Origin of the sequence: Streptomyces broussonetiae (genome assembly GCF_009796285.1) — a bacterium.
GTDB lineage: Bacteria > Actinomycetota > Actinomycetes > Streptomycetales > Streptomycetaceae > Streptomyces > Streptomyces broussonetiae.
In genome coordinates, this window is record NZ_CP047020.1 from 8,186,059 (window position 1) to 8,211,326 (window position 25,268).

A 25,268-nucleotide genomic window follows, 5' to 3' on the forward strand; every position below is an offset into this window, starting at 1 on the left:
GCGCAGCTGAAGCCACGGCCGGCAGGGCTCCCCGGGCCTCCGGCCGTCAGCCCGAATCCTCCTCCTCGGCGAGTTCCTCGAGGACCCGCTGGGCCGTCGCGAACGCGGAGTTGGCGGCAGGCACTCCGCAGTACACGGCGCTCTGGAGCAGCACGGCGCCGATCTCCTGCGGCGTCAGCCCGTTGCGCCTCGCCGCTCGGACGTGCATGGCCAGCTCGTCGTAGTGGCCGTGCGCGACCAGCGCGGTCAGGGTGATCATGCTGCGCTCACGGCGGGACAGCGTCGGGTCGGTCCAGATCTCCCCCCAGGCGTAGCGGGAGATGAAGTCCTGGAAGCGGGCGGTGAAAGGGGTCTGCCGGGCCTGCGCCCGGTCCACATGGGTGTCGCCCAGCACCTGACGGCGCACCTCCATCCCGCTTGCCGGCGGTCCGTCGAGCTGGGTGCGCAGCGCGGCCAGAACAGCCCGCGGGCACTGCGCGGGCGCCAGGTGCGAGGCCCCGGGCAGCTCCACCAGCGTCGAACCGGTGACGGCGTCGGCGATCTCCCGCAACTGCGCGGGCGGTGTCGCGGGATCCTGGCGGCCCGCCACGAGCAGGGTCGGTACGGCGATCTCGCCCAGCCGGTCGCGCAGATCGAACGCGGCCAGCGCGTCGCAGCAGGCGGCGTACGCCTCCGGGTCGGCCTCCCGGTGGTCCCGGACCAGCGCGGGCACGGTGAACCCCGGGGTGAACCAGCGCGCGTCGGCGCTCTCCACCAGCCACTCGAGACCCTCGCGCCGCACCCGCTCCGCCCGCTCCCGCCAGGCGGTGGCATCGCCGAAGCGGGCGGCGGAGCACAGGACCGCCAGCGAGGTCAGCCGGTCGGGGTGGTGCACGGCCAGGTGCAGGCCGACGGCGCCACCGAGGGAGACGCCCGCGTAGCCGAACCGGTCGATGCCGAGCGCGTCGGCCAGGTCCAGCACCAGCGCGGCGAGGTCGCCGACGCTCGCGCCCGGCCCGATCAGGTCCGCCGCCGAGCCGCCGTGCCCGGGCAGGTCCCAGCGGACCACCCGGTGAGTGACGGACAGTTCGGGCGCGACCGCGTCCCACAGGGCGTAGGAGGTGCCGAGCGAGGGTCCGAGCAGCAGCGGGGGCGCGGAATCCGGGCCCTGCGACAGATGGTTGAGGAGTGGTGCGGTCAACGTCGCTCCAGGGCACGGTCGGTGAGCACACCGGCGAAGCCGGTGCAGCGGGCCGGGTCGGTGAGGTCGTCCAGGTCGAGGCCCTGCGAACCCGGTTCCCCGGCGAGGAGTTCGCGCAGCGGTCGGTCCTCCTCGCGGGCACGGCGGGCCAGATCGGTCAGCAGCTCCCTGGCGCGCGCACGGCCGAGGGCGGGGGCCAGCGCGGCGGACAGCCGTTCGGACACGATCAGCCCCCCGGTGGCGTGGAGGTTCCGGCGCATTGCGGCGGGGTGCACGCGCAGGCCCTCGGCCAGCTCGGCCGCCTGCGCGCTCACCCCGCCCACCAGCCGGAGCAGGTCGCGCAGTGGCGCCCACTCGGCGTGCCAGGCGCCGGCCGGCCGCTCGTCCTCGGCGGCCAGGGAGCCGTACAGGGTGGCGGCGAGCTGCGGGGCGCGCCGGGCGGCGACCGCGAGGAGCGTGGACCGCACCGGGTTCGCCTTGTGCGGCATGGCGGAGGAGCCTCCGCCGCTGCCCTCGCTCACCTCGCCGATCTCGGTCCGCGCCAGCGTCAGCACGTCCGCCGCGAGCTTGCCGAGCGCCCCCGCCGCGAAGGCCAGGCAGCCGGCCAGGTCGGCGACCGGCGTCCGCAGTGTGTGCCAGGGCAACGCCGGTGCGGTGAGGCCGAGTTCACGGGCGTACGCCTGCGTCAGCGCGCCCGCGTCCCGGGCGCCGTACGCCTGGAAGGCGGCCAGGGTCCCGGCCGCGCCACCGAGTTGGACCGGGAGGCAGTCCCGTACCCGGGTGATGCGGTCGCGGGCGTCCAGCACCAGGGAACGCCAGCCTGCCGCCTTCAGCCCGAACGTCGTCGGTACGGCGTGCTGGGTGAGCGTCCGCCCGGGCATCGCCGTGTCCCTGTGCTCCGCGGCGAGCCCGGCCAGCGCCCGCTCGGTCCGGCCCAGGTCGGTGAGGACCAGCTCCAGGGTGCGTACAGCGACCAGCATCGTCGCCGTGTCCATGATGTCCTGGCTGGTCGCGCCCCGGTGGACGTAGGGACCGTACACCGCGCCGACCGTCGTGGTCAGGTCGGCGACCAGCGGGATGACGGGGTTGCCGCCCGCCGGGGTGCGGGCCGCCAGGGACCGGATGTCGAAGTTCGCGGGGACGGCCGCCCCGGTCACGGCGGTCGCAGCCTCGGCCGGCGCGAGCCCGAGCGCGGCCTGGGCCCGGGTCAGGGCGGCCTCGGCGTCGAGCAGGGCGCGCAGATACGCGTGGTCGCTCGTCTCGCGGGCCGCGCCGGACAGGCCCCACTCGGGGGCGAGCAGGCCGCTGTCGGTGTACGCGGGAGACGCAAATGTCACTGGAACTCCAGGAAGACCGTCTCGCCTTCGCCCTGAAGGCGGATGTCGAAACGGTAGGTGCCGCTGCCCTCGTCCGTCGCCATCAGCGTGTCGCGCCGGTCGCCCACCCGGGCGAGCAGCGGGTCCCCGGCGAGGGCCGCCGCGTCGCCCGGCAGGTAGATCCGGGTGAACAGGTGCATGAGCAGGCCGCGGGCGAAGACGCACACGCTCAGGTACGGGGCGCCGCGTCCACGCGCACCGGGCCGCAGCGTGCGCGCGTACCAGTGGCCGTTCGGATCCGTCTGGATGCGCCCCCAGCCGGTGAACTCCACGCCGTTGCGGCCCAGATACGCACCGGTGGCGGGATCCCGCCGCAGGGAGCCGTCCACCTGCGGCACGGTGCCGTCGGGGCGTGGCCCCCACAGCTCGACGAGCGCGTCCGGGAGCGGATCGCCCTCGCCGTCGAGGACGTACCCGTGCACGGTGACGGTGTCGGGGTGGCCCAGGGGTGCGATGTCCTCGCCCCCGCGGAAGGGCAGCGCGTAGCCGTAGAACGGGCCGACCGTCTGGGACGGGGTGGGCAGCACGTGTTCCGGGCCGCTCGTGTCGATCTTCGTCATGGCGGTCAGCGTCCTTCTTCGATCCAGGTGGCGGCCGGGCCGTCGAGCACGATGTCCCAGTGGTAGCCGAGCGAGAACTCCGGCACCGACAGACCGTGGTCGTAGGTGGCGACCAGCCGCTGCCGGGCCGCGTCGTCCGTCACCGACTGAAGGATCGGGTCGTATGCGAAGAGCGGATCGTTCGGGAAGTACATCTGCGTCACCAGCCGCTGCGTGAACGCCGCGCCGAACACCGAGAAGTGGATGTGGGCGGGGCGCCAGGCGTTGACATGGTTGCGCCAGGGGTAGGGGCCGGGCTGGATGGTGGTGAAGTGGTAGCGGCCCTCGGCATCGGTGAGGGTGCGGCCGACGCCGGTGAAGTTCGCATCGAGCGGGGCGTCGTGCTGCTCGCGATGATGGGCGTAGCGGCCGGCCGAGTTGGCCTGCCAGATCTCGATCAGCTGGCCGCGCACCGGGCGCCCGGCGCGGTCCAGCAGCCGTCCGGAGACGGTGATCCGCTCGCCGACCGGCTCTCCGGTGTGCTGCCGGGTCAGGTCGTTGTCGATCCCGGTGATGTCCCGCTCGCCGAAGGCGGGGGAGTGCAGCTCCACCATCTCCGGGTCCCTGCTGGTGTCTATGGACACCGGCGGCTGTTCGGGGTGGCGCAGGACGGAGGAGCGGTAGGGGGTGTAGTCGCGGCGGGGGTGGTGCTCGACAGGGGCGCCGTCGGCGACGCGCTTTTCGTACGCGGCGTGTTCGGCGGCGATCTCCTGGTCGATGTGCTGCTGGGTGAGAGCCATGGGGATACCTGGTGCTTCCTTATCGTTCGAGGACGAGGGCGAGGCCCTGGCCCACGCCGATGCAGAGGGCGGCCGCACCGGTGCCGGAGCCGCGGCGGGCGAACGGGTGGCCGGGCGCGCCGGCTCCGCCCCGGGGGTTGGGGACGGCCGGGGTGAACTCGGGCCATTCGGCGAGGCAGCCGAGGACCTGGGCGGCGGGCGCCGCATTCAGCTCGCGGACTTGCGGATCGTCAAATTCCTTGGCTGCCCTGGCAAGTGCCCGGTTGGCGGCCTCGACCGGGGCGAGCCCGAAGTGGTGCGGGTCGGTCGCTGACGCCCCGGTCGCGCCGATGCGGACGCGGGGTTCGCGACCGGTGCCTCGCAGGCCCTCCTCGCCGACGCCGTCGGGGTTGCCGAGGTCGACGTCCTCGATGAGGGCCGGGTCCAGGTCCGGGGCGCGGTCGAGGAGCGCGCGGATGGTGTGGGCGGCGAGGCCGTCGGGGTGGTCGGAGGCCAGGGCGCCGTTGTGGCAGCTGATGGGGGCGCGGACGGCATCGGCGATGTGAACCGTGTTCACAGCAGGTCCTCCGCTATGGCGAGTTCAGCGTCGGTCCGGGCGGCGACCTCGTCCACGGTGACGCCGGGGGCGGTCTCCACGAGGGCCAGCCCTTCGTCGGTGACGTCCAGCACCGCCAGATCGGTGATGACCCGGTTCACACATGCCTTGCCCGTGAGCGGCAGAGTGCACTCCTTGAGGATCTTCGGGGTGCCGTCCTTCGCGGTGTGCGTCATCACCACGATCACCTGCCGGGCGCCGTGCACCAGGTCCATCGCGCCGCCGATCCCGGTGACCAGCTTGCCGGGTACCGCCCAGTTGGCCAGGTCGCCGCCGGTGGACACCTGCATCGCGCCGAGCACGGCCACGTCGATGTGCCCGCCGCGGATCATCGCGAAGGACAGTGCCGAGTCGAAGAAGGACGCGCCCGGCAGGACCGTGACGGTCTCCTTGCCGGCGTTGATCAGGTCCGGGTCGACCTGGTCGTCGGTCGGATACGGCCCCGTGCCCAGGATCCCGTTCTCCGACTCCAGGACCACCTCGACGCCCGGCGGCAGATGGTTCGGGATCAGCGTCGGCAGGCCGATACCGAGATTGACGTACTGGCCGTCGCGCAGCTCGCGTGCCGCGCGGGCGGCCATCTCCTCGCGTGTCCAGGCCATCAGCTGCTCACCGTCCGCTGCTCGATCCGCTTGTCGGCCGCCTGCTCGGGGGTCAGCGCCACGACCCGCTGGACGAAGACGCCCGGCAGGTGCACCGCGTCCGGGTCGATCTCGCCGGGTTCGACCAGCTCCTCCACCTCGGCGATCGCGACCTTGCCGGCCATCGCGGCCAGCGGGTTGAAGTTCCGGGTCGACCTGTTGAAGACCAGGTTCCCGTGCCGGTCCCCCTTCGCGGCCCTGACCAGTGCGAAGTCGGTGCGGATGGCACGCTCCAGGACGTACTGCACACCGTCGAACTCCCGCACCTCCTTGGGTGGCGAGGACACCGCGACACCGCCGGCGCCGTCGTAGCGCCAGGGCAGCCCGCCCTCGGCGACCTGGGTGCCGACCCCCGCCGGGGTGTAGAAGGCGGGGATCCCGGCGCCGCCCGCGCGCAGCCGCTCGGCCAGCGTGCCCTGCGGGATCAGCTCCACCTCCAGCTCACCGGCCAGGTACTGGCGGGCGAATTCCTTGTTGGCGCCGATGTAGGAGCCGGTCACCCGGGCGATCCGGCCCGCCGCCAGCAGCACGGCGAGTCCGGTCTCCATCGCCCCGCAGTTGTTCGACACCACGCTCAACCCGCCGACCCCGCGCTCGTGGAGCGCCTGGATCAGCACGTTCGGCACACCGCTCAGCCCGAACCCGCCGACCGCGAGGGACACGCCGTCCGGTACATCGGCCACCGCCTCCTGGGCCGTGGCGACCACCTTGTCCATCCGTGAAGCCTCATCTCTTCGCCATTAATCAGCGCACTGAGTATTTCTGCGAGGTCTTTAACACGCTGCCACCGCAGAAGGCACCCGTCAAGACGTGGACTACCTGCACTCTTTACGGGAGACAGGTCGTCCGGTCGACAGGTATTGTTCAGTACACCAACGAAGTGATCAGGGCGATCAGGGGAGTGCACATGGCCGCGGTGGACCTCGCCACCCATCCCGGGCATCTGGCCCGGCGGCTCCAGCAGGCGCACTACCTGCTGTGGAACACGATGGTCTCCGAGGAGATCACCTCGCCGCAGTTCGCGGTCATGAACGCGCTCGTCGCCGAGCCGGGTCTCGACCAGCGGACCGTGGGGGAGCGGGTGGGCCTGGACCGGTCGACCATCGCCGAGGTGATCAGCCGGCTCGGCCGCCGCGGGCTGCTGACCAAGGTGCGCGACCCGCAGGACGGCCGGCGCTTCCTGCTCCGCCTGACCGACGACGGACTGCGCACCCACCGCAAGCTGACCGTGCGCACCGCCCGGATGAACCAGGTGTTCCTCGCCCCGCTCTCGCCGGAGGAACAGACCGTCTTCTTCGACCTGATCCGCCGGGTCGCGGACGCGGCGGAGGGCCTGCGCAACCCGGCCGAGCCGATGGCCGCGCAGGGCTGAGCAAGGGGCGGGTCGGTTCGCGACGCGTCACTGTTCCGGCGTGAGCACCACCCACACCGGACCGGCGGCGAAGTTCATCCGCCGGCCGTCCGCCGCCGTGAACGTCGTCCCACCCGTCGCGGCCGGCCGCGACCAGGAGGCGGCGAAGGACCGACCGTCGCGCAGCACCTCCGCCGTCCCGGCGCCGACCGTCTCGGTGTACGGCGTGTGGTTGCCGAGCGCGTCGTGATAGCGCGAGGCGTGGATCCTGACGTACTGCACGACGACGGTCGCGGCCGCCACCCGCGTCCCGCCGGTCGTGACGGCGGGCGTGCCGTCCATCGCGACCAGCCAGCGGCCGCGCGCCGGGGACCAGGTGAAGGTGAAGCGGGCGGCCGGGTAGTGCACCGTGCGCGAGACCGTGGGGATGCCGCCGAACGACGGGGCGGGGCCGTAGCCGAAGCCGGTCGTCAGCGCCGCCCTGCCCGGGGCCGCGGACAGCAGCCGGGAGGGCCGGAGATAGAGATTGTGCGGGGCGCGCCTGCCGGCACCCCGGAAGTAGGCGGCGGGCGCCCGGTCGGGGGACTGCGCCCACAGCGGCGCCCTGCCGATCAGCGGCAGCAGGCTGCGCTGGGCGCCGGAGAAGGCGAGGGCCGGCCGGTCGAACTGCCGCAGCAGCTCCAGATCGGACTCGCGTGCGCTGCGCACCGGTCCGACGGCCGCCGGCAGCCTGGTCGCGAACACCGCCATCAGCCGGCTCAGGCCGCCCTCCACCTGTTCCGCGTACACCACGTCCGCAGCCTCAAGGCCGGTCTGCGGGCGGGCCGCGGGCGCGTTGTCGATCTTCACGGCGAGCGGTTGGCCCGCCGCGGTGACCGGCGGCGCCGAGGCCGGTGACACCGTCGTGGGCTGTGCGGGGGCAGGCATGTGCTGCGGGGCGCGGTCGTCGTCCCGGCCGCGGCGCGAACAGCCCGCGGTGAGGGAGACGGTCAGTGAGGTGGCCAGCACAGCCGCCGTCAGTGCTGCGCGCCGCGTGCGCGTTCCGCATCTCGTGCCCACTGTTGCCACCCTGCCCGCGTAGTCGGATTGTGTGCTCATCAGGTCGAGGCTGGCCCTACCCGATCGCATGCGGCCATGCGCGCCCACTGGGCCGAACAGACGCGGGGTGTGACCCGGGCGGGGGGCGGGGCAGCGTCTCTGAGGGGCGCGGGAGGTGTCGGACGGGCGCTGTGCGGGACGGGGAGCCGGGTTGGGCGGGGCCGGGTCGTGTCCGGACGGGGGCGTGTCGGACGGGAGGTGGGCCGCGCCGGACGACGCTGAGCCATGTCGGACGGGGGAGCGGGTCGTGTCGGACGGGAGGTGGGCCGCGCGGCGCGGTGAGCCACGGCGGTGCGGTGCGTACACGGGCCATGCCCCGATGGCATCGCGCGGCACTCCGGAAGGCGCCGTCGGGGGAGGGCCGAGCGCAGCGTCAGCCCAGGATCTCCGCCAAGTCGTACCGCACCGGCTCCTCGAGCTGGGCGTAGGTGCAGCTCTGTGGTGTGCGGTCCGGGCGCCAGCGGCGGAAGCGGGCGGTGTGCCGGAAACGCTGCCCGTTCTCCATGTGGTCGTAGGCCACCTCGGCGACCCGCTCCGGCCTGAGTGGTACCCAGGACAGGTCCTTCTTTCCCGACCAGCGGCTCGGCGCGCCCGGCAGCCGGGCCGTCTCATGGGCGGACTCGTCCGACCAGGCCGCCCACGGATGCCCGGTCACGTCGTCCATGCGCAGCGGCTGGAGTTCCTCGACCAGTTCGGCCCGCTTCTTCATGGCGAAGGCGGCCGAGACACCCACATGCTGGAGCCTGCCGTGGTCGTCGTACAGGCCGAGCAGCAGTGAGCCGACCACCGGGCCGCTCTTGTGGAAGCGGTATCCGGCCACGACGACGTCGGCCGTCCGCTCGTGCTTGATCTTGAACATGGCCCGCTGGTCCGGCAGATAGCGCAGGGTGAGCGGTTTGGCGACGACGCCGTCCAGACCGGCGCCCTCGTACTGTTCGAACCACCTCTGTGCCACCTCGAGGTCCCTCGTCGCCGGTGCCAGGTGCACCGGCGGGGTCGACCCGGTCAGCGCCCGGTCCAGCAGGGCCCGGCGGTCGGTCAGCGGCACGTCGAGCAGCGACCGGTCGTCCAGCGCGAGCAGGTCGAAGGCGACGAAGGACGACGGGGTCCTCTCGGCGAGCATCCGCACCCGGGAGTCCGCCGGGTGGATCCGCTCGCTCAGCGCGTCGAAGTCCAGTCGCCCACCCCGCGCGATCACGATCTCCCCGTCGAGCACGCACCGCTTGGGCACCCGCTCCCGCAACGCGGCCACCAGCTCCGGAAAATACCTGGTCAGCGGCTTTCCGGTACGGCTGCCCACCTCCATCTCGGACCCGTCACGGAACACGATCGCCCGGAAGCCGTCCCACTTCGCCTCGTAGTCCATACCCGGCGGGATCATCGCCACGGACTTGGCGAGCATGGGCTTCACGGGAGGCATCACCGGCAGATCCATGCGTCCGATTCTGCTCGCATACGGTGGCGAGTGCCCGCTGTCACCCACTGCCTTCCGGTATGCGCGCTGTGCCGGGTACGCCTACCGTGGCCGCATGGGTGATGCGGTGGAACTGGAGGTGGCCGGCCGGACGGTACGGCTGTCCAGCCCGGACAAGGTCTTCTTCCCCGAGCGCGGTTTCACCAAGCTGGACGTCGCCCGGTACTACGTCGGCGTCGGCCCCGGCATCCTGCGCGCCCTGCGCAACCGGCCGACCACCCTGGAGCGCTACCCGGACGGCGTCGACGGTGAGTGGTTCTTCCAGAAGCGGGCCCCCAAGGGCATGCCCGACTGGATCCCGACTGCGCACATCACCTTCCCCAGCGGCCGCAGCGCCGACGAGATGTGCCCCACCGAGCAGGCAGCCGTGGTGTGGGCGGCCCAGTACGGCACTCTCACTTTCCACCCCTGGCCGGTGCGTGCCACCGATGTCGACCACCCCGACGAACTGCGCATCGACCTCGACCCGCAGCCCGGCACGGACTTCGACGACGCCGTCCGCGCCGCCCACGAACTGCGCGCGGTCCTCGACGAGTTCGGCGGGCTGCGCGGCTGGCCCAAGACCTCCGGCGGCCGCGGCCTGCACGTCTTCGTGCCCGTCGAACCGCGCTGGACCTTCACCCAGGTGCGGCGCGCCGCGATCGCGGTCGGCCGGGAGATGGAACGCCGGATGCCCGACCAGGTGACGATCAAGTGGTGGAAGGAGGAACGGGGCAGCCGAATCTTCCTCGACTACAACCAGACGGCCCGTGACCGCACCATCGCCTCCGCCTACTCGGTACGGCCGCGCCCGCACGCGCCCGTCTCGGCGCCGCTGCGCTGGGAGGAGGTCGGTGCGGTCCACCCCCGCGACTTCGACCTCGCCACCATGCCGGCTCGCTTCGCCGAACTCGGCGACGTGCACGCCGACATGGACGACCACGCCTACTGCCTGGACGCGCTCCTGGAGCTGGCCCGACGCGACGAACACGACCACGGGCTGGGCGATCTGCCGTACCCACCGGAGTACCCCAAGATGCCCGGCGAACCCAAGCGGGTCCAGCCGAGCCGGGCCCGCCGCGACCAGACTTCCTGAACACGGCCCCGCCCTGCTGTCGGCCGCACAGGCTCTGCGGCCGGCCGCGCTCGCCCTGCGGGCGCGCTGCCGCCAACTGCGCGCGCTGCTGCCCGCCGGTCCCGCTCCGCGGCTGGACCCGCCCACCCGCTGCCGCCCGCATCCGCCCCGCTGCCGCCTGCATCCGCCCCGCTGCCGGCCGGTCCCGGCGCTGTCCCGGGCTCCGGCCGCCGGCGGCTGTGTCGGAGGCCGTCGGCTGTGCCGGCTCGGTGCGTGCGAGGCCGCCGCGAGAGAGCTGGGGGAGGAGGGAGGCTCTCGTGCGGCATGTGCGTGCGGGACTGACAACACCCCCCGGTACAAGCGATCATGCCGGGATGACCCGTGTCCTGACCCGAAGCGACCTCGAGGCCCTGCTGGAGCCGGCGGCCTGTCTCACAGCCCTGCGCGACGGCTTCCGTACGGCCGGCACCGTGGCCGTACCCGGTCGGCGGGTCCGTACCGACCTGCCGTTTCCCGGCACGGCCACCGTGCTCGTCCCCGGCCTGCTGCCCGGCATCGACGCGTACACGGTGAAGGCGAACGCCAAGTTCCCCGGTGCCCGGCCCGCCCTGCGCGGGGTGATCTGCCTGTACAGCGGCGCGGACGGCGAACTGCTCGCGCTGCTGGACTCGGCCACCGTCACCGCCTGGCGGACGGGACTGGCCGCCGCCCTGGGCACCGCACTGCTGGCCCCGGCGGCGTACGACGTCCTCGGGGTGATCGGAGCGGGCGCCCAGGCCGAGTTGACGCTGCGCGGCCTGACGGGCGAGCACCGGCCGCGGCACCTCGTCGTCCACGACACGGACCCCGAGCGCGCCGCCGCGTTCGCCGCCCGGCACGGCGGCCGGGTCCTGGACTCCGCCGCCGCGGTGGCCGAGTCTGCCGACACCGTCCTGCTCGCGACCTGGTCCCGGACACCGCTGCTCGCCCTCGCCGACACCCGCCCCGGACAGCACTTCACCAGCCTCGGCACCGACGAGCCCGGCAAACGGGAACTCGCCCCCGACCTGCTGGACGCCGCACTGCTCGTCGTCGACGACGAGGAACTCGCCATCGACATGGGCGTGTTGGCGGCCCCCGAACTGACCCGGACCACCGCCGACGCCACCCTCACCGACATCCTGCGCGGCACCCGCCCCGGGCGCGGCTCGGCGCGCGAACGCACGGTGTACGCCCCCGTAGGGCTGCCCTGGCAGGATCTCGCCCTCACCTGGCTCGCCTGGCGGGAGGCGGAGCGCCGGGGCGTGGGAGCGACGATCGACCTGCTGAGCTGAGCCACGCGCCGCATGCCGAAAGGGGGTGCCGGTCGTGTCCCGCACCGTGTGCCGCCCGTGACCGGGGCGTCCGGGTGCGGGTCGGCCGGACGCCCGCACCGCAGGCCGCGGTGCGACACCGCTGCCGGGCAACCCACCCCGGCCGAAGGGCTGTTGCGGCACCGGCGCCGTCCCCACCTCGCGGTTATCCTGGCCGCGAGCCGCCGAGGAGGAGTCCTGAGTGACCGAGGCAGTGTCGCGTCCCACGCTGGAGGCCGTGGCCGCGCGGGCCGGTGTGTCCCGCGCCACCGTGTCGCGGGTGGTCAACGGAGGCGACGGGGTGCGCGAGCCGCTGGCCGAGCGGGTCCGGCGCGCCGTGGCCGAGCTGGGCTACGTCCCCAACCAGGCGGCGCGCAGCCTGGTCACCCGGCGGCACGACGCCGTCGCGGTCGTGATCGCCGAGCCCGAGACCCGGGTCTTCGCCGACCCCTTCTTCGCCCTCCAACTCCGTGGCATCAGCAAGGAGCTGACCGCCCACGACAACCAGCTGGTGCTGCTGCTCACCGAGGGCCGTGACGATCACGCGCGCGTGGCCCGCTACCTCGCCGGTGGACACGTCGACGGCGCCCTCGTCTTCTCGCTGCACCTGGACGACCCGCTGCCCGGCCTCATCCACGACGCCGGCGTGCCCACCGTGTTCGGCGGGCGGCCCGACTGGGGCGGCGACACCCGGGCCCCGGGCCCCGAGCGCCCCGGCCGGGCCGGTGGCAACCCGGGTGTGGTGTACGTCGACTGCGACAACCGGGGCGGCGCCCGCACGGCCGTACGCCATCTCGTGGACCTCGGCCGCCGGCGTGTCGCACACATCACCGGTGCCCTGGACCAGACCTCGGCCGTGGACCGGCTCGACGGATACCGGGACGTCATGGCCGACCTGCCCGGCGGGAGCGACCCCCGGCTGGTCGTGGAGAGCGACTTCACGCCGGGCGGCGGCGAAGGCGCGATGCGTACGCTTCTCGACCGCTGCCCGGACGTGGACGCCGTGTTCGCCGCCAACGACCTCACCGCGCTCGGCGCGCTGCGCGTGCTGCGCGCGAGCGGCCGGCGCGTGCCCGAGGACGTGGCAGTGATCGGCTTCGACGACATGCTGCCCGTCGCGATGGAGGCCGACCCGCCGCTGACGACGGTCCGTCAGGACATCGAGGAGATGGGACGGCTGATGGCCCGCCTGCTGCTGCGCGGTCTGTCCGGTGGCCGCGACCGCGCAGGAGCCACGGCGGACACGCCGCCCGACGGCGGTGTGATCCTCCCGACGACACTGGTCCGCCGCGCCTCCGCATAGCCACGGGCGAGCCCGCGCCGGGCCGCCGGCGCCCGGCTCAGCCCTTCTGCGAGGCGCTGTGGATCACGGCGAAGCGGGCACCGTAGGGGTCGGTGAGCTGGGCCATGCGGCCGACGCCCGCCATGCTCGTGGCCGGCATCCGCACCACTCCGCCGAGCTGCTGCGCCTTGTCGACCACGGCGTCCGCGTCCTCGACCTCGAAGTACGGCAGCCAGTACGGGTGGTCCTGCGCCGCGCCGCCTTCGGCCAGGGACATGATCCCGCCGAACATCGCGTCCTCACCGGCACCCGCGGGGTTGAGGCAGGTGTACATGCCGCCCGGGAAGGGGGTCGAGGAGGTCTCCAGGCCAAGTACCTTGTGGTAGAAGGCGGCGCCCGCAGCGACGTCCCGTGTGTACAACTCGACCCAGCACAGCGAGCCCGGCTCGCTCGCCACCTCGATGCCTCTGATCGCTGCGGGCTGCCAGATCCCGAACGGCACGCCCGCCTGGTCGGCGAGGACCGCCAGGTGTCCCTGGCCCATCACGTCCATGGGCCGGACCAGCACGCTGCCGTGGGCCTGCTCGGCCGCCTTGGCGGTGGCCTCGGCGTCCGCGCTCTGGAAGTACACGGTCCAGGTCGGCGGACCCTGCTCCGGGCCGGCCTGCATGCCGCCCGCGACGGTCCTGCCGCCCGACTGGAAGAAGCCGTAGCCGCCGGCGTCCGGTCCGGCCGACCGGAACTCCCAGCCGAACAGGCCGCCGTAGAAGGAGCGGGCGCCGTCGATGTCGGACGTGGTGACATCGATCCAGTTCGGAGCGCCGTTGACGAACCGGGTGGTGAGCATCTTCGCCCTCCTCGAAAGGGGTCCCGTCCTCTGCACTGCCGAGTCTGGCACCCCCCACTGACAATCGCCGCCGGAGCACCGCGGCGCGCCGGAGCGGCCCGTGGCCGCACACCTGGTGGCCGGAGGCGTTCCCCAGGATTTCCTTCTCGCCCGCGCGCCGCCGTGCACGGGCCGGGACCGGGGGAGCATCATCAAGGCGGCCCCAGGTCCGGGCGGCGGCGTTGATCCGCCGTTGAGCGAACGTTTTTCGCCGGACGGCACGATCCTGGCATGCACTTCGACACGATCACCCCGGCCGACGAGACCTGGCAGGCACAGGCCCTGTGCGCCCAGACCGGGCCGGACTTCTTCTTCCCCGAGCCCGGCAGCTCGGTGCGCGAGGCGAAGCGCATCTGCGCCATGTGCGAGCTGCGTCCGGCCTGCCTGGACTACGCCCTCGCCAACGACGAGCGCTTCGGCGTCTGGGGCGGGCTCTCCGAGAAGGAACGCCTGGCCCTGCGCCGCACCTCCAACTGAACCCGAGCAGGGTGCCCGTCCGACGCCGGACGGACACCCTGCTCGGGCCGGGGCCGCGCCCGTCGCAGTCAGCCGCCGAGGCGTGCCGCCAGCCGGGCCTTGCGCGCGGCCAGCTTCTCGTCGAACTTCGTGGCCTCGGCGTTCAGCCCGCCCATGAACAGGCCGAGTTCCTCCTGCGCCTCGCGGCCCTCGGGGCCGAGGCCGTCGATCTCCAGGACCTTCAGGAAGCGCAGCACGGGCTGCAGGACGTCGTCGTGGTGGATGCGCAGGTTGTAGACCTCGCCGATGGCCATCTGCGCGGCGGCCCGCTCGAAGCCGGGGAGGCCGTGGCCGGGCATCCGGAAGTTCACCACGACGTCCCGGACTGCCTGCATGGTCAGGTCGGGTGCCAGCTCGAAGGCGGCCTTGAGCAGGTTGCGGTAGAAGACCATGTGCAGGTTCTCGTCGGTCGCGATGCGCGCCAGCATGCGGTCGCAGACCGGATCGCCCGACTGGTGGCCGGTGTTGCGGTGCGAGATCCGCGTGGCCAGCTCCTGGAAGGCGACATAGGCGATCGAGTGCAGCATCGAGTGCCCGTTGTCGGACTCGAAGCCCTCGCTCATGTGCGCCATGCGGAACTGCTCCAGCTTGTCCGGGTCCACCGCACGCGAGGCGAGCAGGTAGTCGCGCATCACGATGCCGTGCCGGCCCTCCTCGGCCGTCCAGCGGTGCACCCAGGTGCCCCAGGCGCCGTCGCGGCCGAAGAGCGTGGCGATCTCGTGGTGGTAGCTCGGCAGGTTGTCCTCGGTGAGCAGGTTGACCACGAGGGCGGTCCGGCCGATCTCGGTCACCTTGGACTGGCCCTTGTCCCAGGCCTCGCCGTCCTCGAACAGGCCGGGGAAGTTGCGGCCGTCGCTCCAGGGCACGTACTCGTGCGGCATCCAGTCCTTGGCGACCTTCAGATGCCGGTTCAGTTCGTTCTCGACCACTTCCTCCAGCGCGTACAGCAGCCGCGCGTCGGTCCAGACGGACGGGCTGCCGAGGTGAGGGGAGGTGATCGTCACGGGAACTCCAGGGGGACGCCGGGCAGGGGGGAGAGAAGGGGACGGTCCGGCGAGCGGGGCCGGAGAACCTACGTGATCGTAGGCTACGAATCCGTAGGTTACGAAGCCGTAGGTTAAGTTCGTCGTAAAGATCGCTGATCAGCACCCCTGGAACGGATTTCGGACACACGTGGCCCAGCTCTTCGCGGGTATGCGGAACGGCCCCGGGGTGCATCGGTCCCAGGGCCGTCGACGTCGCGGGATCAGCCGGTCAGGAGTACAGCTCCCGCAGGCGCACCGACAGGCAGGTCACACAGCCCTCGAGCTTCTCGAACTCGCTGATGTCGACCGTGACGACCTCATGGCCGAGATCGGTCAGCAGTTCCGCCGTCTTGGGGGCGCTCTGCGCCATCAGCAGCTTGTGGCCGCCGAGCAGCACCACGTGCGAGCCGGACTCCTCCGGCACCGACAGGAAGCCCGGGAACAGCGACGGCCGGTCCAGCTTGGGGATGTGCCCGATCACCGTGCCGTCGGGCAGCGCGGTCGCCGCGGACTTCAGGTGCAGCACCCTGCTGACGGGGACGGCCACCACGCGGGCGCCGAGCGGCTCGAAGGCGGCCCGCAGCTGCTGCACGCCGGCCGCGTTGGTCCGCCCGCCCCGGCCCACATAGACGGTGTCGCCGACCTTGAGGACGTCACCGCCGTCCAGCGTGCCCGGCTCCCATATCCAGTTCACCGAGCAGCCGAGGCGGGCCACCGCCTCCTCCACCCCGACGGTCTCGATGCGCCGGGACTCGGCGCCGGGCCGGGTGATCAACGCCACGTTCTTGTACATGACGACGGTGTCCTCGACGAACACCGAGTCCGGGCAGTCGTCCTCCGGGTCGACCTCGATCGTTTCCCAGCCGTGCGTGCGCAGCGCCTCGACGTACGCCTCCCACTGCTCGACGGCGAGCCCCACGTCGGCCTTCTCCCGCTCGATGTGCGTCACCAGACCTTCGGCGAGGCGGGGGCCGGGGCGGCGGACGAGGGCCTTCTTGCTGGGCACGAGGGGCCTTTCGTATCGATGGTGCGGTGGTCGGTGCTCATGTACACGGCACCGGTTTCGCCATCATGCAGCCCGCTCCGGCCAGGGCAAAACCCTCGTTGTCAGGCTGTGCCCCTCCTGAGACGTCCCGGCGGCGCCCGGGACGTCCCGGCATCGGGCACCCCGCCGGCTAGGCGGGATACCCGAGGTCCTCCTCAGTGACCTCCTTCAGCTGCCCGTCCTCGATCAGCAGTCGGCGAGTGATCCCGATCGACTGGAGGAACGGCATGTCGTGGCTGGCCACGACCAGTGCGCCCTCGTACGACTCCAGGGCCGAGACCAGCTGCTGCACGCTCGCCATGTCGAGGTTGTTGGTCGGCTCGTCGAGCAGCAGCAGCTGGGGTGCCGGTTCGGCGAGCATCAGCGCGGCCAGTGCCGCCCGGAACCGCTCGCCGCCCGACAGGGTGGCCGCCTTCTGATCGGCCCGCGCGCCCCGGAACAGGAAGCGGGCAAGGCGCGCCCGGATCCGGTTGTTGGTGGCGCTCGGCGCGAACCGGGCCACGTTCTCGGCCACCGTCAGCGCGTCGTCCAGCACGTCCAGCCGCTGGGGCAGAAAGCGCAGCGGCACGTGCGTGTGTGCCTCGCCGGTCACCGGGGCCAGCTCCCCGGCGATCGTCCGCAGCAGCGTCGTCTTGCCCGCGCCGTTGCGGCCGACGAGTGCGATCCGCTCCGGGCCGCGCAGATCGAGGACGCCCTCGATGCGCGCCCCGTGGGCCGGCTCCAGGTTCTCCAGAGTGAGCACCTGCCGGCCGGGCGGCACGGCCGTGTACGGCAGGTCGACGCGGATCTCGTCGTCGTCCCGTACGGCCTCCGCCGCCTCGTCCAGCCGGTCGCGGGCCTCGGCGAGCCGTTCCTCGTGCATGATGCGGTGCTTGCCCGCGGATTCCTGGGCGGCGCGTCTGCGTGCCCCCATGACGATTTTCGGCTCGCGCTTCTGCTCGAACATCTTCTGCCCGTACCGCTTGCGGCGGGCCAGTTTGACCTGGGCGTCGGCCAGTTCGCGCTTCTGCTTGCGCACGTCGGCCTCGGCCACGCGCACCATCCGCTCGGCGGCCTCCTGCGCCAGGGCGAGGGCCGCTTCGTAGGCCGAGAAGTTCCCGCCGTACCAGGTGACCTCCCCGGAGTGCAGTTCCGCGATCTGGTCGACCAGGTCGAGCAGTTCCCTGTCGTGGCTGACCACGATCAGGACGCCGGGCCATGCGGCGACGGCCTGGTACAGCCGGCGGCGCGCGTACAGGTCGAGGTTGTTGGTGGGCTCGTCCAGCAGCAGCACGTCCGGGCGGCGCAGCAGCAGCGCGGCCAGCCGCAGCAGCACCGACTCGCCGCCGGAGATCTCGCCGACGGTGCGGTCCAGGCCGATATGACCGAGGCCCAGCTCGCCGAGCGTGACCAGGGCGCGTTCCTCGACGTCCCAGTCGTCGCCGACCGTCTCGAAGTGCTCCTCGGCGACGTCGCCCGCCTCGATGGCGTGCAGCGCGGCCCGCCGGGCGGCGATTCCGAGAGCCTGGTCGACGCGGAGGGTGGTGTCGAGGGTGACGTTCTGCGGGAGATAGCCGATCTCGCCGGCCGCCTTGACGGTGCCGTCGGTCGGGGTCAGTTCCCCGGCCAGCAGCTTCAGCAGGGTTGACTTTCCTGATCCGTTGACGCCGACGAGCCCGGTCCGGCCGGGGCCGAAGGCGATGTCGAGGCCGTCGAAGACGGCGGTGCCGTCGGCCCAGGCGAAGGTCAGGGACGTACAGGTGAGGGAAGATGACATGGAGGCCTCGCGTACAGGTGCGTGCGGTCGGTGAACGCATCTCGAGACACCACGAGGCGGGAACCGAAGAGTCTGAGGCACGACGAGGCCATGAAAAAAGGCCTGTGCCTGGGGGACGGCTCGGACGCCGAGGTCGTACGCCGCGCACACCTCACCGGTGCTTCGCGGTGCCTCAGGACCTCAGACGAGCAACGTCCTTCTCCAATCGACGGCAACAGGACCGGGATAAACGGTAGGAGGGGCCGCGGCGGCTGTCAACGCAATTCATCAGGGCGGCCCTCGGCACGCGCCCGGCGCAGCGGACGCGCGGTGCACGCGCGCGTGACGGTCAGCAGGCGTCCCGCATCAGTTCGGCCAGGCCGTGGTCCAGGTCGAGCTGGAGGTGTTCGAGGCCGACGGGCACGAGGTCGTGGGTCGCCTCCAGGAAGTGCCGGATCTCGCCCGAGCGCACATGCACGATCGCGGTGCCCTCGGGGGCGTGGAACTCCAGCACCGTGCGGTCGTAGCCGTACGGCCGCACCCGGACGTCCCCGTGGCCCTCGGAGCCCCGCAGCCCGGCGGTGAGCAGCTCGCGCGAGAAGGTCCAGCACACCTCGACGTTCTCCAGGGTGGCCGGGGCGGGGAAGGTCATGACGACGGCGAAGGGATCACGTCGGTCGTAGCGCAGCGTGGCGGGAATGTTCGGCATGCGCGGTGCGGCGGCGACGAGACGGGCCTCTACGGGCTGCTCGATGACGGTGGACAACGCCTTGCTCCCTCGTGACGGCTGGACGACGCCCGGGTGTGCGACACCCGGCACTGGAAGAGACGACGGATCCGGCCGAAGCGTGCACACGGAGAACGAGTGACCTCGGTCACCGCGTTCACACCCTCTCAATCAGGTCTTTCTGCCCGAAGCGGCGGGCAGTTGGCCCCCTGGACGGCGCCGGTCCGGTGGGCTAGCTTCGCCCGCCATGAGGCGCTTGGGGAGCATACGAGGCAGGGGACGGACGGGCCGGCTGGTGGCGGCGGGGGTGGCGTGCGGGGCGGCGCTCGCCGCGCTGACAGTCCCGGTGGCCGAGGCCCGCCCTCTCGGACAGGGCAGCGGGGCAGTGCACTGGGCGCCCAAGGATCCCGGTACCCCGCAGGTCCGCTTCCGGGGGCTCGCGGCCGTCGACCGGCACACCGCCTGGCTGGCAGGCACGGGCGGTACGGTGCTGCGCACCACGGACGGCGGGGCGAGCTGGCGCAACGTCTCTCCGCCGGGCGCCGGCGACCTGCAGTTCCGGGACGTGGAGGCGTTCGACGCGCGGCGCGCGGTGGTGCTGGCCATCGGCGAGGGCGAGGCCTCCCGCGTCTACCGCACCGACGACGGCGGGGCGACCTGGACCGAGTCCTTCCGCAACACCGACCCGAACGCCTTCTACGACTGCCTGGCCTTCTTCGACCGCCGGCACGGCCTCGCCATGGGCGACCCGGTGGACGGCAGGTTCCGCATCCTGTCCACGAGTGACGGCGGACGCTCCTGGCGGGTGCTGCCCGCGCAGGGCATGCCGCCCGCCCTGGACGGCGAGGCCGGCTTCGCCGCGAGCGGCCAGTGCCTGGTCACCTCGGGCCCGAAGGACGTCTGGCTGGCCACCGGCGGCGGCGCCCGCGCGCGCGTGCTGCATTCCGCCGACCGCGGACTGACCTGGACGGCGGCCGACACCCCGATCCCGGCCGGCGATCCGGCCAAGGGCGTCTTCGCGCTCGCCTTCCGCGACGGCCTCCACGGCCTCGCCGTCGGCGGTGACTACCGCCCCGGCCAGCCCTCGCCGCAGGCGGCCGCCGTCACCGCCGACGGCGGCCGTACCTGGACGCCGGCCGCCACACCCCCGCCGGCCTACCGCTCCGGAGCCGCCTGGCTGCCGCACAGCCGCACCGCCGCGCTCGCGGTCGGCCCCACCGGCACCGACCTGACCACCGACGGCGGCCGCACCTGGCGGACCATCGACACAGGCTCGTACGACACCGTGGCCTGCACGCCCGACCTGAGCTGCTGGGCGGCCGGCGAACAGGGCAGGGTGGCCCGGCTGGAACGCTGAGCCGGCGGACGGCTCAGCTCGGCGTGTGCCGGTGGCGGACCAGCTCCGGGGCCGTTCTCGTGGCGACGAACTCCGTGACGCGGTACGTGCCGACACCGGCGACGGCGAACGGGTCGCCCGCGATGATCTCCTCGATCCGGGCGCGGTCCTCCCCGACGGCCAGGATCACCCCGCCGTCACGCGGGTTCTTGGGGCCGGCGGCGAGGAAGACGCCCTTGTCGAACTGCTCCTGCAACCAGGCCACATGGTCGGGCAGCAGGGCGTCGACGGCGGCGGGCGGGGCAGTGTAGGTCACATCGAGGACGAACATGATCCCGAGGCTACCCCCGGACTGTGACAGTCCGCCCCGAGCCGTACAGTCTTGGTCACCATGACGACCGTAGGCGTACCGGCGGGCTGGCCCGCGACCGAGGAAGAGGCCCGTGCCGTGCAGGACGAGCTGCGCGGGCGGGTGGTGCTGGACGAGCCCGGACCGCCGCCCGGGTCGGGCCACGTCACCGGCGTCGACGTCGCCTACGACGACGCTCTCGACCTCGTCGCCGCGGCGGCCGTCGTGCTCGACGCCGCCACCCTGGACGTGGTGGCCGAGGCGACGGCCGTGGGTCGGGTGTCCTTCCCGTACGTGCCCGGGCTGCTCGCCTTCCGGGAGATCCCCACCGTTGTGGCCGCCCTGGAGCGGCTGCCGTGCCCGCCCGGCCTGGTCGTGTGCGACGGCTACGGCCTGGCCCACCCACGCCGCTTCGGCCTCGCCGGCCATCTGGGCGTGCTCACCGGCCTGCCGGTCATCGGTGTCGCCAAGAACCCGTTCACCTTCACCTACGACGAGCCCGGCCCCGCGCGGGGCGCCTCGGCCCCGCTGCTCGCGGGGACCGAGGAGGTCGGGCGCGCCCTGCGCACCCGGGACGGCGTCAAGCCGGTCTTCGTCTCGGTCGGCCACCGGGTGAGCCTGGACAACGCCCTGGCCCACACCCTGGCCCTCACCCCGCGCTACCGGCTGCCCGAGACCACGCGCAGGGCCGACGCCCTGTGCCGCCGGGCGCTACGGCAGGCGGCACAGAGGACTGCTCCGGGTGGTGCTCAGGAAGCGACGACGCGCCAGGCGCCGACCTCCTGATACGCCGAGTCGTGGACGGCCGATCCGTCGCCCGGTTCGAGGGCGTAGTGGTGCAGATTGCCGCCCCAGTAGCGCAGGATCCGGCCCAGCTCGCCCGCCCGCTCCTGCGCCGGCGCACCCTCGTCCACGGTCACTTCGAGCACGAACTTCATGCCTTCCCCGCCTCCTTCCGCTCCGCTGCCTGTGTCTTCATCGTTTCATTGAGAAACCCGGTGAGACTTTGTCGGCCATGACTGCAGGCGGCGTGGACTTTTGAGAGCGGAAGTCTCAAACCTCTCAGGCCTCCGGGGCGCTTGCCGCCACGCGGAACGTGATGCCTGCGGCGCGCAGCCGTTCCGTCAGGGCGTCGCCCATCGCCTGTGCCGTGGTGACCTGCCCGGCCGTCTGCGGAAGGTCGTCGAAGGCCAGGCACAGGGCGGCCTCGGCGAACATCTTCGCCGTCTCGTCGTAACCGGGGTCGCCGCCCGCGACCTCCGTGAACACGCGCCGCCCGCCGCCCTCGCCGACGAAACGCACCGAGAACCGGCTCCGCGCCCGCTTCTGTGCGCTCGGCCCGTCGCCCGGCCGGAGCCGGTCCGACAACCAGCGCCGAGCGGGCGGCAGTTGGGCGGCGGCCACCACCGCGCCGACGGCGGTGAGCCCGCCGAGCGCTACCGGCAGGCGCCGCACCGCGGCGTAGTGCCGGTAGCGGAAGTCCGGACCGTACCGCTGCAGTGCCCGCGCCGAGCGGCGCACGATCTGCGGATCGAGGGTCGGCAGGGGCAGCGCCCACGCGCCGACCTCCGCGGCGAACCGCGGCGCGCCCGTCGGGGTCGCGACCCGGCGCCCCATGAGCCGCGGCTCGTGCCGGGCCCGCTCGCGTGCGGCACCCAGCAGTTGCCGGCCGCGCGCGAACTGGATCAGCGCCGAGGCCAGGGTGCCGCCGGAGAAGGCCGCGTCGGCGCTCACGTACCCGTCCACGGTCAGCGGCACCCCCTCGGGCAGCTGCCCGACCGTGAAGTGCACGCCCAGGTCGTGGGGCACGGAGTCGAAGCCGCAGGCGTGCACCAGACGCGCGCCCGTCTCCCGCGCGCGTGCGTCGTGCCGGACGTACACGCGGTCCACGAACTCCGGCTCTCCGGTCAGGTCCAGGTAGTCGGCGCCGGTGTCCGCGCAGGCGGCGGCCAGATCCTCGCCGTACAGCAGGTACGGCCCGACGGACGTGGCCACCACGCGCGCGTGCTCGGCGAGGGCGCGCAGGGTGCCCGGTTCGGCCACGTCGGCCCGCAGGACGTCGATGTCCGCGCCGCCGGGCAGCCGTTCGCGCAGCCGCTCCAGCTTCCCTTCGTCACGGCCCGCCAGTGCCCAGCGCAGGCCCTCGGGCGCGTGCGCGGCGAGGTACTCGGCGGTGAGTGTGCCGACGAAGCCGGTGGCTCCTAAGAGCACGAGGTCGTAGGGACGATCCGTCCTGTTTAGCCTGCTCATGACACCCCTTGTCGTGCAGCCCGCGCCGCTGTCGGTGGCCGAGGCTAGCGTGAGGGGAACGAGCGACGACGACCGGCCCGGAGGCAGCGGTGGCTGACACCAGGAACGCCACGGACCTCGCCCGCCCTTCACTCTCCCGGGCGATCCGGGAGTCACCGGGCACTTGGCTAAGCGCTTGCTCGTTCAGGTCTTGTGTCCGATGGAACGCGTTCTTAGCATCACAGGTGTTACATCAGTTGTGTCACACACGTCTGGGGGCTGGAGCATGACGACGGCAGCGAAGCCGGGGCAGGGCCCGCTCACCGGCGTGCGCGTGGTCGAGCTGGCCGGTATCGGGCCGGGCCCGTTCGCCGCCATGCTCCTGGCCGACCTGGGCGCGGACGTGGTCCGGGTGGACCGCCCGGGCGGCCCCGGCCTCGGGATCGACCCCGCGTACGACGTGACGAACCGCAACAAGCGCTCCGTCGTGGTCGACCTGAAGACCCCGCACGGCCCCGCGCGCGTGCTGGACCTCGCCGAGCGGGCGGACGTCCTGATCGAGGGCTACCGCCCGGGCGTCGCCGAGCGCCTCGGCATCGGCCCCGAGGACTGCCACGCCCGCAACCCCCGCCTGGTCTACGGCCGGATGACCGGCTGGGGCCAGGACGGACCGCTCGCCCAGCGCGCGGGCCACGACGTGGCCTACATCGCGCTGACCGGCACCCTCGGCATGATCGGCCGCCCGGACGAGCCCCCGGCCGTCCCCGCCAACCTGCTCGGCGACTACGCGGGCGGCTCCCTCTACCTGGCCGTCGGCGTCCTCGCCGCCCTGTACCACGCGCGCGCGACCGGCACCGGGCAGGTCGTCGACGCCGCCATCGTCGACGGCACGGCCCACCTGTCCGCGATGATCCACGGCATGCTCGCGGCCGGCGGCTGGCAGGACCGGCGCGCCGCCAACCTGCTCGACGGCGGCTGCCCCTACTACGGCACCTACGAGACCGCCGACGGCGGGTACATGGCGGTGGGTGCTCTGGAGGGCCGGTTCTACGAGGAGTTCCTGCGCCTCATCGATCTGGAGAACCTGGCGGGTGCCCACAAGGACTGGACCCGCTGGGGCGAGCTGCGCGAGCGGGTCGCCGCCCGTTTCAAGTCCCGCACGCGCGCGGAGTGGACGGCCCTCTTCGAGGGCACCGACGCCTGTGTGGCCCCCGTGCTGTCCCTGGGCGAGGCGCCGCACCACCCGCACCTCGTCGCCCGCGGCACCTTCACCGCCCACGGAGGCATCACCCAGCCCGCCCCCGCCCCCCGCTTCTCCGCGACCCCCACCGCCGTCCGCACGGGCCCCGCCCTGCCCGGCGCGGACACCGGGACGGTGGCGCGGGACTGGGGCATACCCGACCTCGTGAACGACGACCCGGTCGCGGGCAGCGACTGACCCTGCTCGGCCCACCCTTTCCGAAAGGCACCCCAGTGAGCACCGAAGCGTACGTGTACGACGCGATCCGCACCCCGCGCGGCCGTGGCAAGGCGAACGGCGCCCTGCACGGCACGAAGCCCATCGACCTGGTCGTCGGCCTCATCCACGAGCTCCGCGACCGTTTCCCCGGCCTCGATCCCGCCGCGATCGACGACATCGTCCTCGGTGTCGTCGGACCGGTCGGCGACCAGGGCTCCGACATCGCCCGGATCGCGGCGATCGCCGCGGGCCTGCCGGACACGGTCGCCGGTGTACAGGAGAACCGCTTCTGTGCCTCGGGCCTGGAGGCCGTCAACATGGCCGCCGCCAAGGTCCGTTCGGGCTTCGAGGACCTCGTCCTGGCCGGTGGCGTGGAGTCGATGTCCCGGGTGCCGATGGCCTCCGACGGCGGCGCCTGGTTCAACGACCCGATGACCAACCTCGCCGTCAACTTCGTGCCGCAGGGCATCGGCGCCGACCTGATCGCCACGATCGAGGGCTTCTCCCGCCGCGACGTCGACGAGTACGCGGCCCTGTCCCAGGAGCGCGCCGCCAACGCCTGGAAGGCGGGCCGCTTCGAACGCTCGGTCGTCCCCGTCAAGGACCGCAGCGGCCTGGTCGTCCTCGACCACGACGAGCACCCGCGCCCCGGCACCACCGCCGACTCGCTCGCGGGGCTCAAGCCGTCGTTCGCCGACATCGGCGAGCTGGGCGGCTTCGACGCCGTCGCGCTGCAGAAGTACCACTGGGTGGAGAAGATCGACCACGTCCACCACGCGGGCAACTCCTCCGGCATCGTGGACGGCGCCTCGCTCGTCGCGATCGGCTCCAAGGAGATCGGCGAGCGCTACGGCCTCACCCCGCGCGCGCGGATCGTCGCCGCGGCCGTGTCCGGCTCCGAGCCCACCATCATGCTCACCGGGCCCGCCCCCGCCACCCGCAAGGCGCTCGCCAGGGCCGGCCTCACCATCGACGACATCGACCTGGTCGAGATCAACGAGGCGTTCGCCGCGGTCGTGCTGCGCTTCGTCAAGGACATGGGCCTGTCGCTGGACAAGGTCAACGTCAACGGCGGAGCCATCGCGCTGGGCCACCCGCTCGGCGCGACCGGCGCGATGATCCTCGGCACCCTCGTGGACGAACTGGAGCGCCAGGACAAGCGCTACGGCCTCGCCACTTTGTGCGTCGGCGGCGGCATGGGCATCGCCACCATCGTCGAGCGCATCTGAACTCCCCGCGG

At 72.8% G+C, this 25,268-nt stretch carries 25 protein-coding genes and 1 pseudogene; 9 read left to right on the forward strand and 17 right to left on the reverse strand.

The window, feature by feature from the left end; all coding sequences use genetic code 11:
• Nucleotides 1-46: 46 nt before the first annotated feature.
• From pcaDC to GQF42_RS37380, 7 genes and pseudogenes are all read right to left on the reverse strand, one after another.
• Nucleotides 47-1,180, reverse strand: coding sequence for a bifunctional 3-oxoadipate enol-lactonase/4-carboxymuconolactone decarboxylase PcaDC (pcaDC, locus tag GQF42_RS37350; protein ID WP_158927359.1), 1,134 nt, complete (start codon nt 1,178-1,180; stop codon nt 47-49).
• Entirely contained in the window at nt 1,177-2,517 is a 1,341-nt protein-coding gene (gene pcaB, locus GQF42_RS37355; RefSeq protein WP_158927361.1) for a 3-carboxy-cis,cis-muconate cycloisomerase, read from the reverse strand. Before pcaB ends, pcaDC begins: the two co-directional genes overlap by 4 nt.
• Entirely contained in the window at nt 2,514-3,116 is a 603-nt protein-coding gene (gene pcaG, locus GQF42_RS37360) for a protocatechuate 3,4-dioxygenase subunit alpha (RefSeq protein WP_158927363.1), read from the reverse strand. Before pcaG ends, pcaB begins: the two co-directional genes overlap by 4 nt.
• Before the next feature lie 5 nt (nt 3,117-3,121).
• Nucleotides 3,122-3,895, reverse strand: a complete 774-nt coding sequence (pcaH, locus tag GQF42_RS37365; protein WP_158927365.1) for a protocatechuate 3,4-dioxygenase subunit beta — start codon at nt 3,893-3,895, stop codon at nt 3,122-3,124.
• Between the two features lie 19 nt (nt 3,896-3,914).
• Nucleotides 3,915-4,274, reverse strand: a pseudogene (locus GQF42_RS37370) (3-oxoadipyl-CoA thiolase); the annotation flags it as partial.
• Nucleotides 4,275-4,447: 173 nt separating this feature from the next.
• Entirely contained in the window at nt 4,448-5,092 is a 645-nt protein-coding gene (locus tag GQF42_RS37375) for a CoA transferase subunit B (protein ID WP_158927369.1), read from the reverse strand.
• Entirely contained in the window at nt 5,092-5,847 is a 756-nt protein-coding gene (locus tag GQF42_RS37380; RefSeq protein WP_158927371.1) for a CoA transferase subunit A, read from the reverse strand. The genes GQF42_RS37375 and GQF42_RS37380 overlap by 1 nt, the downstream gene beginning before the upstream one ends.
• 191 nt (nt 5,848-6,038) lie before the next feature.
• Between GQF42_RS37380 and GQF42_RS37385 the strand changes: the two genes are divergently transcribed.
• A complete protein-coding gene (locus GQF42_RS37385) occupies nt 6,039-6,503 on the forward strand; it encodes a MarR family winged helix-turn-helix transcriptional regulator (RefSeq protein ID WP_158927373.1) in 465 nt (154 codons plus the stop codon).
• Nucleotides 6,504-6,530: 27 nt separating this feature from the next.
• Here the strand turns inward: GQF42_RS37385 and GQF42_RS37390 are convergent, their stop codons facing one another.
• Both GQF42_RS37390 and GQF42_RS37395 read right to left on the reverse strand, forming a co-directional pair.
• Entirely contained in the window at nt 6,531-7,580 is a 1,050-nt protein-coding gene (locus tag GQF42_RS37390) for a DUF3048 domain-containing protein (protein ID WP_158927375.1), read from the reverse strand.
• 373 nt (nt 7,581-7,953) lie between these two features.
• Nucleotides 7,954-9,015 carry an ATP-dependent DNA ligase gene (locus tag GQF42_RS37395; RefSeq protein ID WP_158927377.1) on the reverse strand — a complete coding sequence of 354 codons (1,062 nt, stop codon included), beginning with the start codon at nt 9,013-9,015 and terminating at the stop codon, nt 7,954-7,956.
• A gap of 94 nt (nt 9,016-9,109) precedes the next feature.
• Here GQF42_RS37395 and ligD point away from each other — a divergent pair, with 94 nt between their 5' ends.
• From ligD to GQF42_RS37410, 3 genes are all read left to right on the forward strand, one after another.
• Nucleotides 9,110-10,129 (forward strand): non-homologous end-joining DNA ligase, encoded by a 1,020-nt coding sequence (gene ligD, locus GQF42_RS37400; protein ID WP_199272929.1) that lies wholly within the window; start codon nt 9,110-9,112, stop codon nt 10,127-10,129.
• A 353-nt stretch (nt 10,130-10,482) separates the two neighbouring features.
• Complete coding sequence (locus GQF42_RS37405) at nt 10,483-11,421, forward strand: ornithine cyclodeaminase family protein (RefSeq protein ID WP_158927379.1); 939 nt, start codon at nt 10,483-10,485, stop codon at nt 11,419-11,421.
• A gap of 220 nt (nt 11,422-11,641) precedes the next feature.
• A complete protein-coding gene (locus tag GQF42_RS37410; RefSeq protein ID WP_158927381.1) occupies nt 11,642-12,742 on the forward strand; it encodes a LacI family DNA-binding transcriptional regulator in 1,101 nt (366 codons plus the stop codon).
• Nucleotides 12,743-12,779: 37 nt separating this feature from the next.
• Here the strand turns inward: GQF42_RS37410 and GQF42_RS37415 are convergent, their stop codons facing one another.
• Nucleotides 12,780-13,568, reverse strand: coding sequence for a VOC family protein (locus tag GQF42_RS37415; RefSeq protein ID WP_158927383.1), 789 nt, complete (start codon nt 13,566-13,568; stop codon nt 12,780-12,782).
• A 270-nt stretch (nt 13,569-13,838) separates the two neighbouring features.
• On the opposite strand from GQF42_RS37415, the gene GQF42_RS37420 reads away from it, so the two are divergent.
• Nucleotides 13,839-14,084: a WhiB family transcriptional regulator gene (locus GQF42_RS37420; protein WP_158927385.1), complete on the forward strand. Its 246-nt coding sequence runs from the start codon at nt 13,839-13,841 to the stop codon at nt 14,082-14,084.
• A 68-nt stretch (nt 14,085-14,152) separates the two neighbouring features.
• On the opposite strand, the gene GQF42_RS37425 is transcribed toward GQF42_RS37420, so the two are convergent.
• The 4 genes from GQF42_RS37425 to ssgD all read right to left on the reverse strand — a co-directional run bounded on the left by GQF42_RS37425 (nt 14,153) and on the right by ssgD (nt 18,694).
• A complete protein-coding gene (locus GQF42_RS37425) occupies nt 14,153-15,127 on the reverse strand; it encodes an acyl-ACP desaturase (RefSeq protein WP_158927387.1) in 975 nt (324 codons plus the stop codon).
• 250 nt (nt 15,128-15,377) lie between these two features.
• Nucleotides 15,378-16,154, reverse strand: coding sequence for a dimethylargininase (ddaH, locus tag GQF42_RS37430; RefSeq protein ID WP_158927389.1), 777 nt, complete (start codon nt 16,152-16,154; stop codon nt 15,378-15,380).
• 169 nt (nt 16,155-16,323) lie between these two features.
• Nucleotides 16,324-17,949, reverse strand: a complete 1,626-nt coding sequence (locus tag GQF42_RS37435) for an ABC-F family ATP-binding cassette domain-containing protein (protein ID WP_158927391.1) — start codon at nt 17,947-17,949, stop codon at nt 16,324-16,326.
• A 328-nt stretch (nt 17,950-18,277) separates the two neighbouring features.
• Nucleotides 18,278-18,694 carry a spore wall synthesis regulator SsgD gene (gene ssgD / locus GQF42_RS37440; protein ID WP_158927393.1) on the reverse strand — a complete coding sequence of 139 codons (417 nt, stop codon included), beginning with the start codon at nt 18,692-18,694 and terminating at the stop codon, nt 18,278-18,280.
• A gap of 208 nt (nt 18,695-18,902) precedes the next feature.
• Here ssgD and GQF42_RS37445 point away from each other — a divergent pair, with 208 nt between their 5' ends.
• A complete protein-coding gene (locus tag GQF42_RS37445) occupies nt 18,903-20,012 on the forward strand; it encodes a WD40/YVTN/BNR-like repeat-containing protein (RefSeq protein ID WP_199272930.1) in 1,110 nt (369 codons plus the stop codon).
• A 13-nt stretch (nt 20,013-20,025) separates the two neighbouring features.
• Here GQF42_RS37445 and GQF42_RS37450 read toward each other — a convergent pair whose 3' ends face one another.
• Complete coding sequence (locus GQF42_RS37450; protein ID WP_158927395.1) at nt 20,026-20,322, reverse strand: YciI family protein; 297 nt, start codon at nt 20,320-20,322, stop codon at nt 20,026-20,028.
• 60 nt (nt 20,323-20,382) lie between these two features.
• Here GQF42_RS37450 and GQF42_RS37455 point away from each other — a divergent pair, with 60 nt between their 5' ends.
• Complete coding sequence (locus GQF42_RS37455; protein WP_158927397.1) at nt 20,383-21,126, forward strand: endonuclease V; 744 nt, start codon at nt 20,383-20,385, stop codon at nt 21,124-21,126.
• On the opposite strand, the gene GQF42_RS37460 is transcribed toward GQF42_RS37455, so the two are convergent.
• Both GQF42_RS37460 and GQF42_RS37465 read right to left on the reverse strand, forming a co-directional pair.
• Entirely contained in the window at nt 21,090-21,278 is a 189-nt protein-coding gene (locus GQF42_RS37460) for a hypothetical protein (protein WP_158927399.1), read from the reverse strand. The genes GQF42_RS37455 and GQF42_RS37460 overlap by 37 nt on opposite strands.
• Before the next feature lie 124 nt (nt 21,279-21,402).
• Nucleotides 21,403-22,590, reverse strand: a complete 1,188-nt coding sequence (locus GQF42_RS37465; RefSeq protein WP_158927401.1) for a saccharopine dehydrogenase family protein — start codon at nt 22,588-22,590, stop codon at nt 21,403-21,405.
• A 265-nt stretch (nt 22,591-22,855) separates the two neighbouring features.
• Between GQF42_RS37465 and GQF42_RS37470 the strand changes: the two genes are divergently transcribed.
• Both GQF42_RS37470 and GQF42_RS37475 read left to right on the forward strand, forming a co-directional pair.
• Nucleotides 22,856-24,007 (forward strand): CaiB/BaiF CoA transferase family protein, encoded by a 1,152-nt coding sequence (locus GQF42_RS37470; protein WP_199272931.1) that lies wholly within the window; start codon nt 22,856-22,858, stop codon nt 24,005-24,007.
• Nucleotides 24,008-24,042: 35 nt separating this feature from the next.
• Nucleotides 24,043-25,257: an acetyl-CoA C-acetyltransferase gene (locus GQF42_RS37475; RefSeq protein ID WP_158927402.1), complete on the forward strand. Its 1,215-nt coding sequence runs from the start codon at nt 24,043-24,045 to the stop codon at nt 25,255-25,257.
• Nucleotides 25,258-25,268 lie beyond the last annotated feature (11 nt).

What these genes read in the sequence shown, in the direction of transcription:
- GQF42_RS37380 (WP_158927371.1), bottom strand. Translation starts at nt 5,847, where the DNA reads ATGGACAAGGTGGTCGCCACGGCCCAGGAGGCGGTGGCCGATGTACCG.
- GQF42_RS37405 (WP_158927379.1), top strand. Translation starts at nt 10,483, where the DNA reads ATGACCCGTGTCCTGACCCGAAGCGACCTCGAGGCCCTGCTGGAGCCG.
- GQF42_RS37385 (WP_158927373.1), top strand. Translation starts at nt 6,039, where the DNA reads ATGGCCGCGGTGGACCTCGCCACCCATCCCGGGCATCTGGCCCGGCGG.
- ligD (WP_199272929.1), top strand. Translation starts at nt 9,110, where the DNA reads ATGGGTGATGCGGTGGAACTGGAGGTGGCCGGCCGGACGGTACGGCTG.
- GQF42_RS37375 (WP_158927369.1), bottom strand. Translation starts at nt 5,092, where the DNA reads ATGGCCTGGACACGCGAGGAGATGGCCGCCCGCGCGGCACGCGAGCTG.
- pcaG (WP_158927363.1), bottom strand. Translation starts at nt 3,116, where the DNA reads ATGACGAAGATCGACACGAGCGGCCCGGAACACGTGCTGCCCACCCCG.
- GQF42_RS37395 (WP_158927377.1), bottom strand. Translation starts at nt 9,015, where the DNA reads ATGGATCTGCCGGTGATGCCTCCCGTGAAGCCCATGCTCGCCAAGTCC.
- pcaH (WP_158927365.1), bottom strand. Translation starts at nt 3,895, where the DNA reads ATGGCTCTCACCCAGCAGCACATCGACCAGGAGATCGCCGCCGAACAC.
- GQF42_RS37435 (WP_158927391.1), bottom strand. Translation starts at nt 17,949, where the DNA reads ATGTCATCTTCCCTCACCTGTACGTCCCTGACCTTCGCCTGGGCCGAC.
- GQF42_RS37455 (WP_158927397.1), top strand. Translation starts at nt 20,383, where the DNA reads ATGACGACCGTAGGCGTACCGGCGGGCTGGCCCGCGACCGAGGAAGAG.
- GQF42_RS37470 (WP_199272931.1), top strand. Translation starts at nt 22,856, where the DNA reads ATGACGACGGCAGCGAAGCCGGGGCAGGGCCCGCTCACCGGCGTGCGC.
- GQF42_RS37460 (WP_158927399.1), bottom strand. Translation starts at nt 21,278, where the DNA reads ATGAAGTTCGTGCTCGAAGTGACCGTGGACGAGGGTGCGCCGGCGCAG.
- GQF42_RS37415 (WP_158927383.1), bottom strand. Translation starts at nt 13,568, where the DNA reads ATGCTCACCACCCGGTTCGTCAACGGCGCTCCGAACTGGATCGATGTC.
- GQF42_RS37465 (WP_158927401.1), bottom strand. Translation starts at nt 22,590, where the DNA reads ATGAGCAGGCTAAACAGGACGGATCGTCCCTACGACCTCGTGCTCTTA.
- GQF42_RS37450 (WP_158927395.1), bottom strand. Translation starts at nt 20,322, where the DNA reads ATGTTCGTCCTCGATGTGACCTACACTGCCCCGCCCGCCGCCGTCGAC.
- GQF42_RS37420 (WP_158927385.1), top strand. Translation starts at nt 13,839, where the DNA reads ATGCACTTCGACACGATCACCCCGGCCGACGAGACCTGGCAGGCACAG.
- GQF42_RS37390 (WP_158927375.1), bottom strand. Translation starts at nt 7,580, where the DNA reads ATGAGCACACAATCCGACTACGCGGGCAGGGTGGCAACAGTGGGCACG.
- GQF42_RS37445 (WP_199272930.1), top strand. Translation starts at nt 18,903, where the DNA reads ATGAGGCGCTTGGGGAGCATACGAGGCAGGGGACGGACGGGCCGGCTG.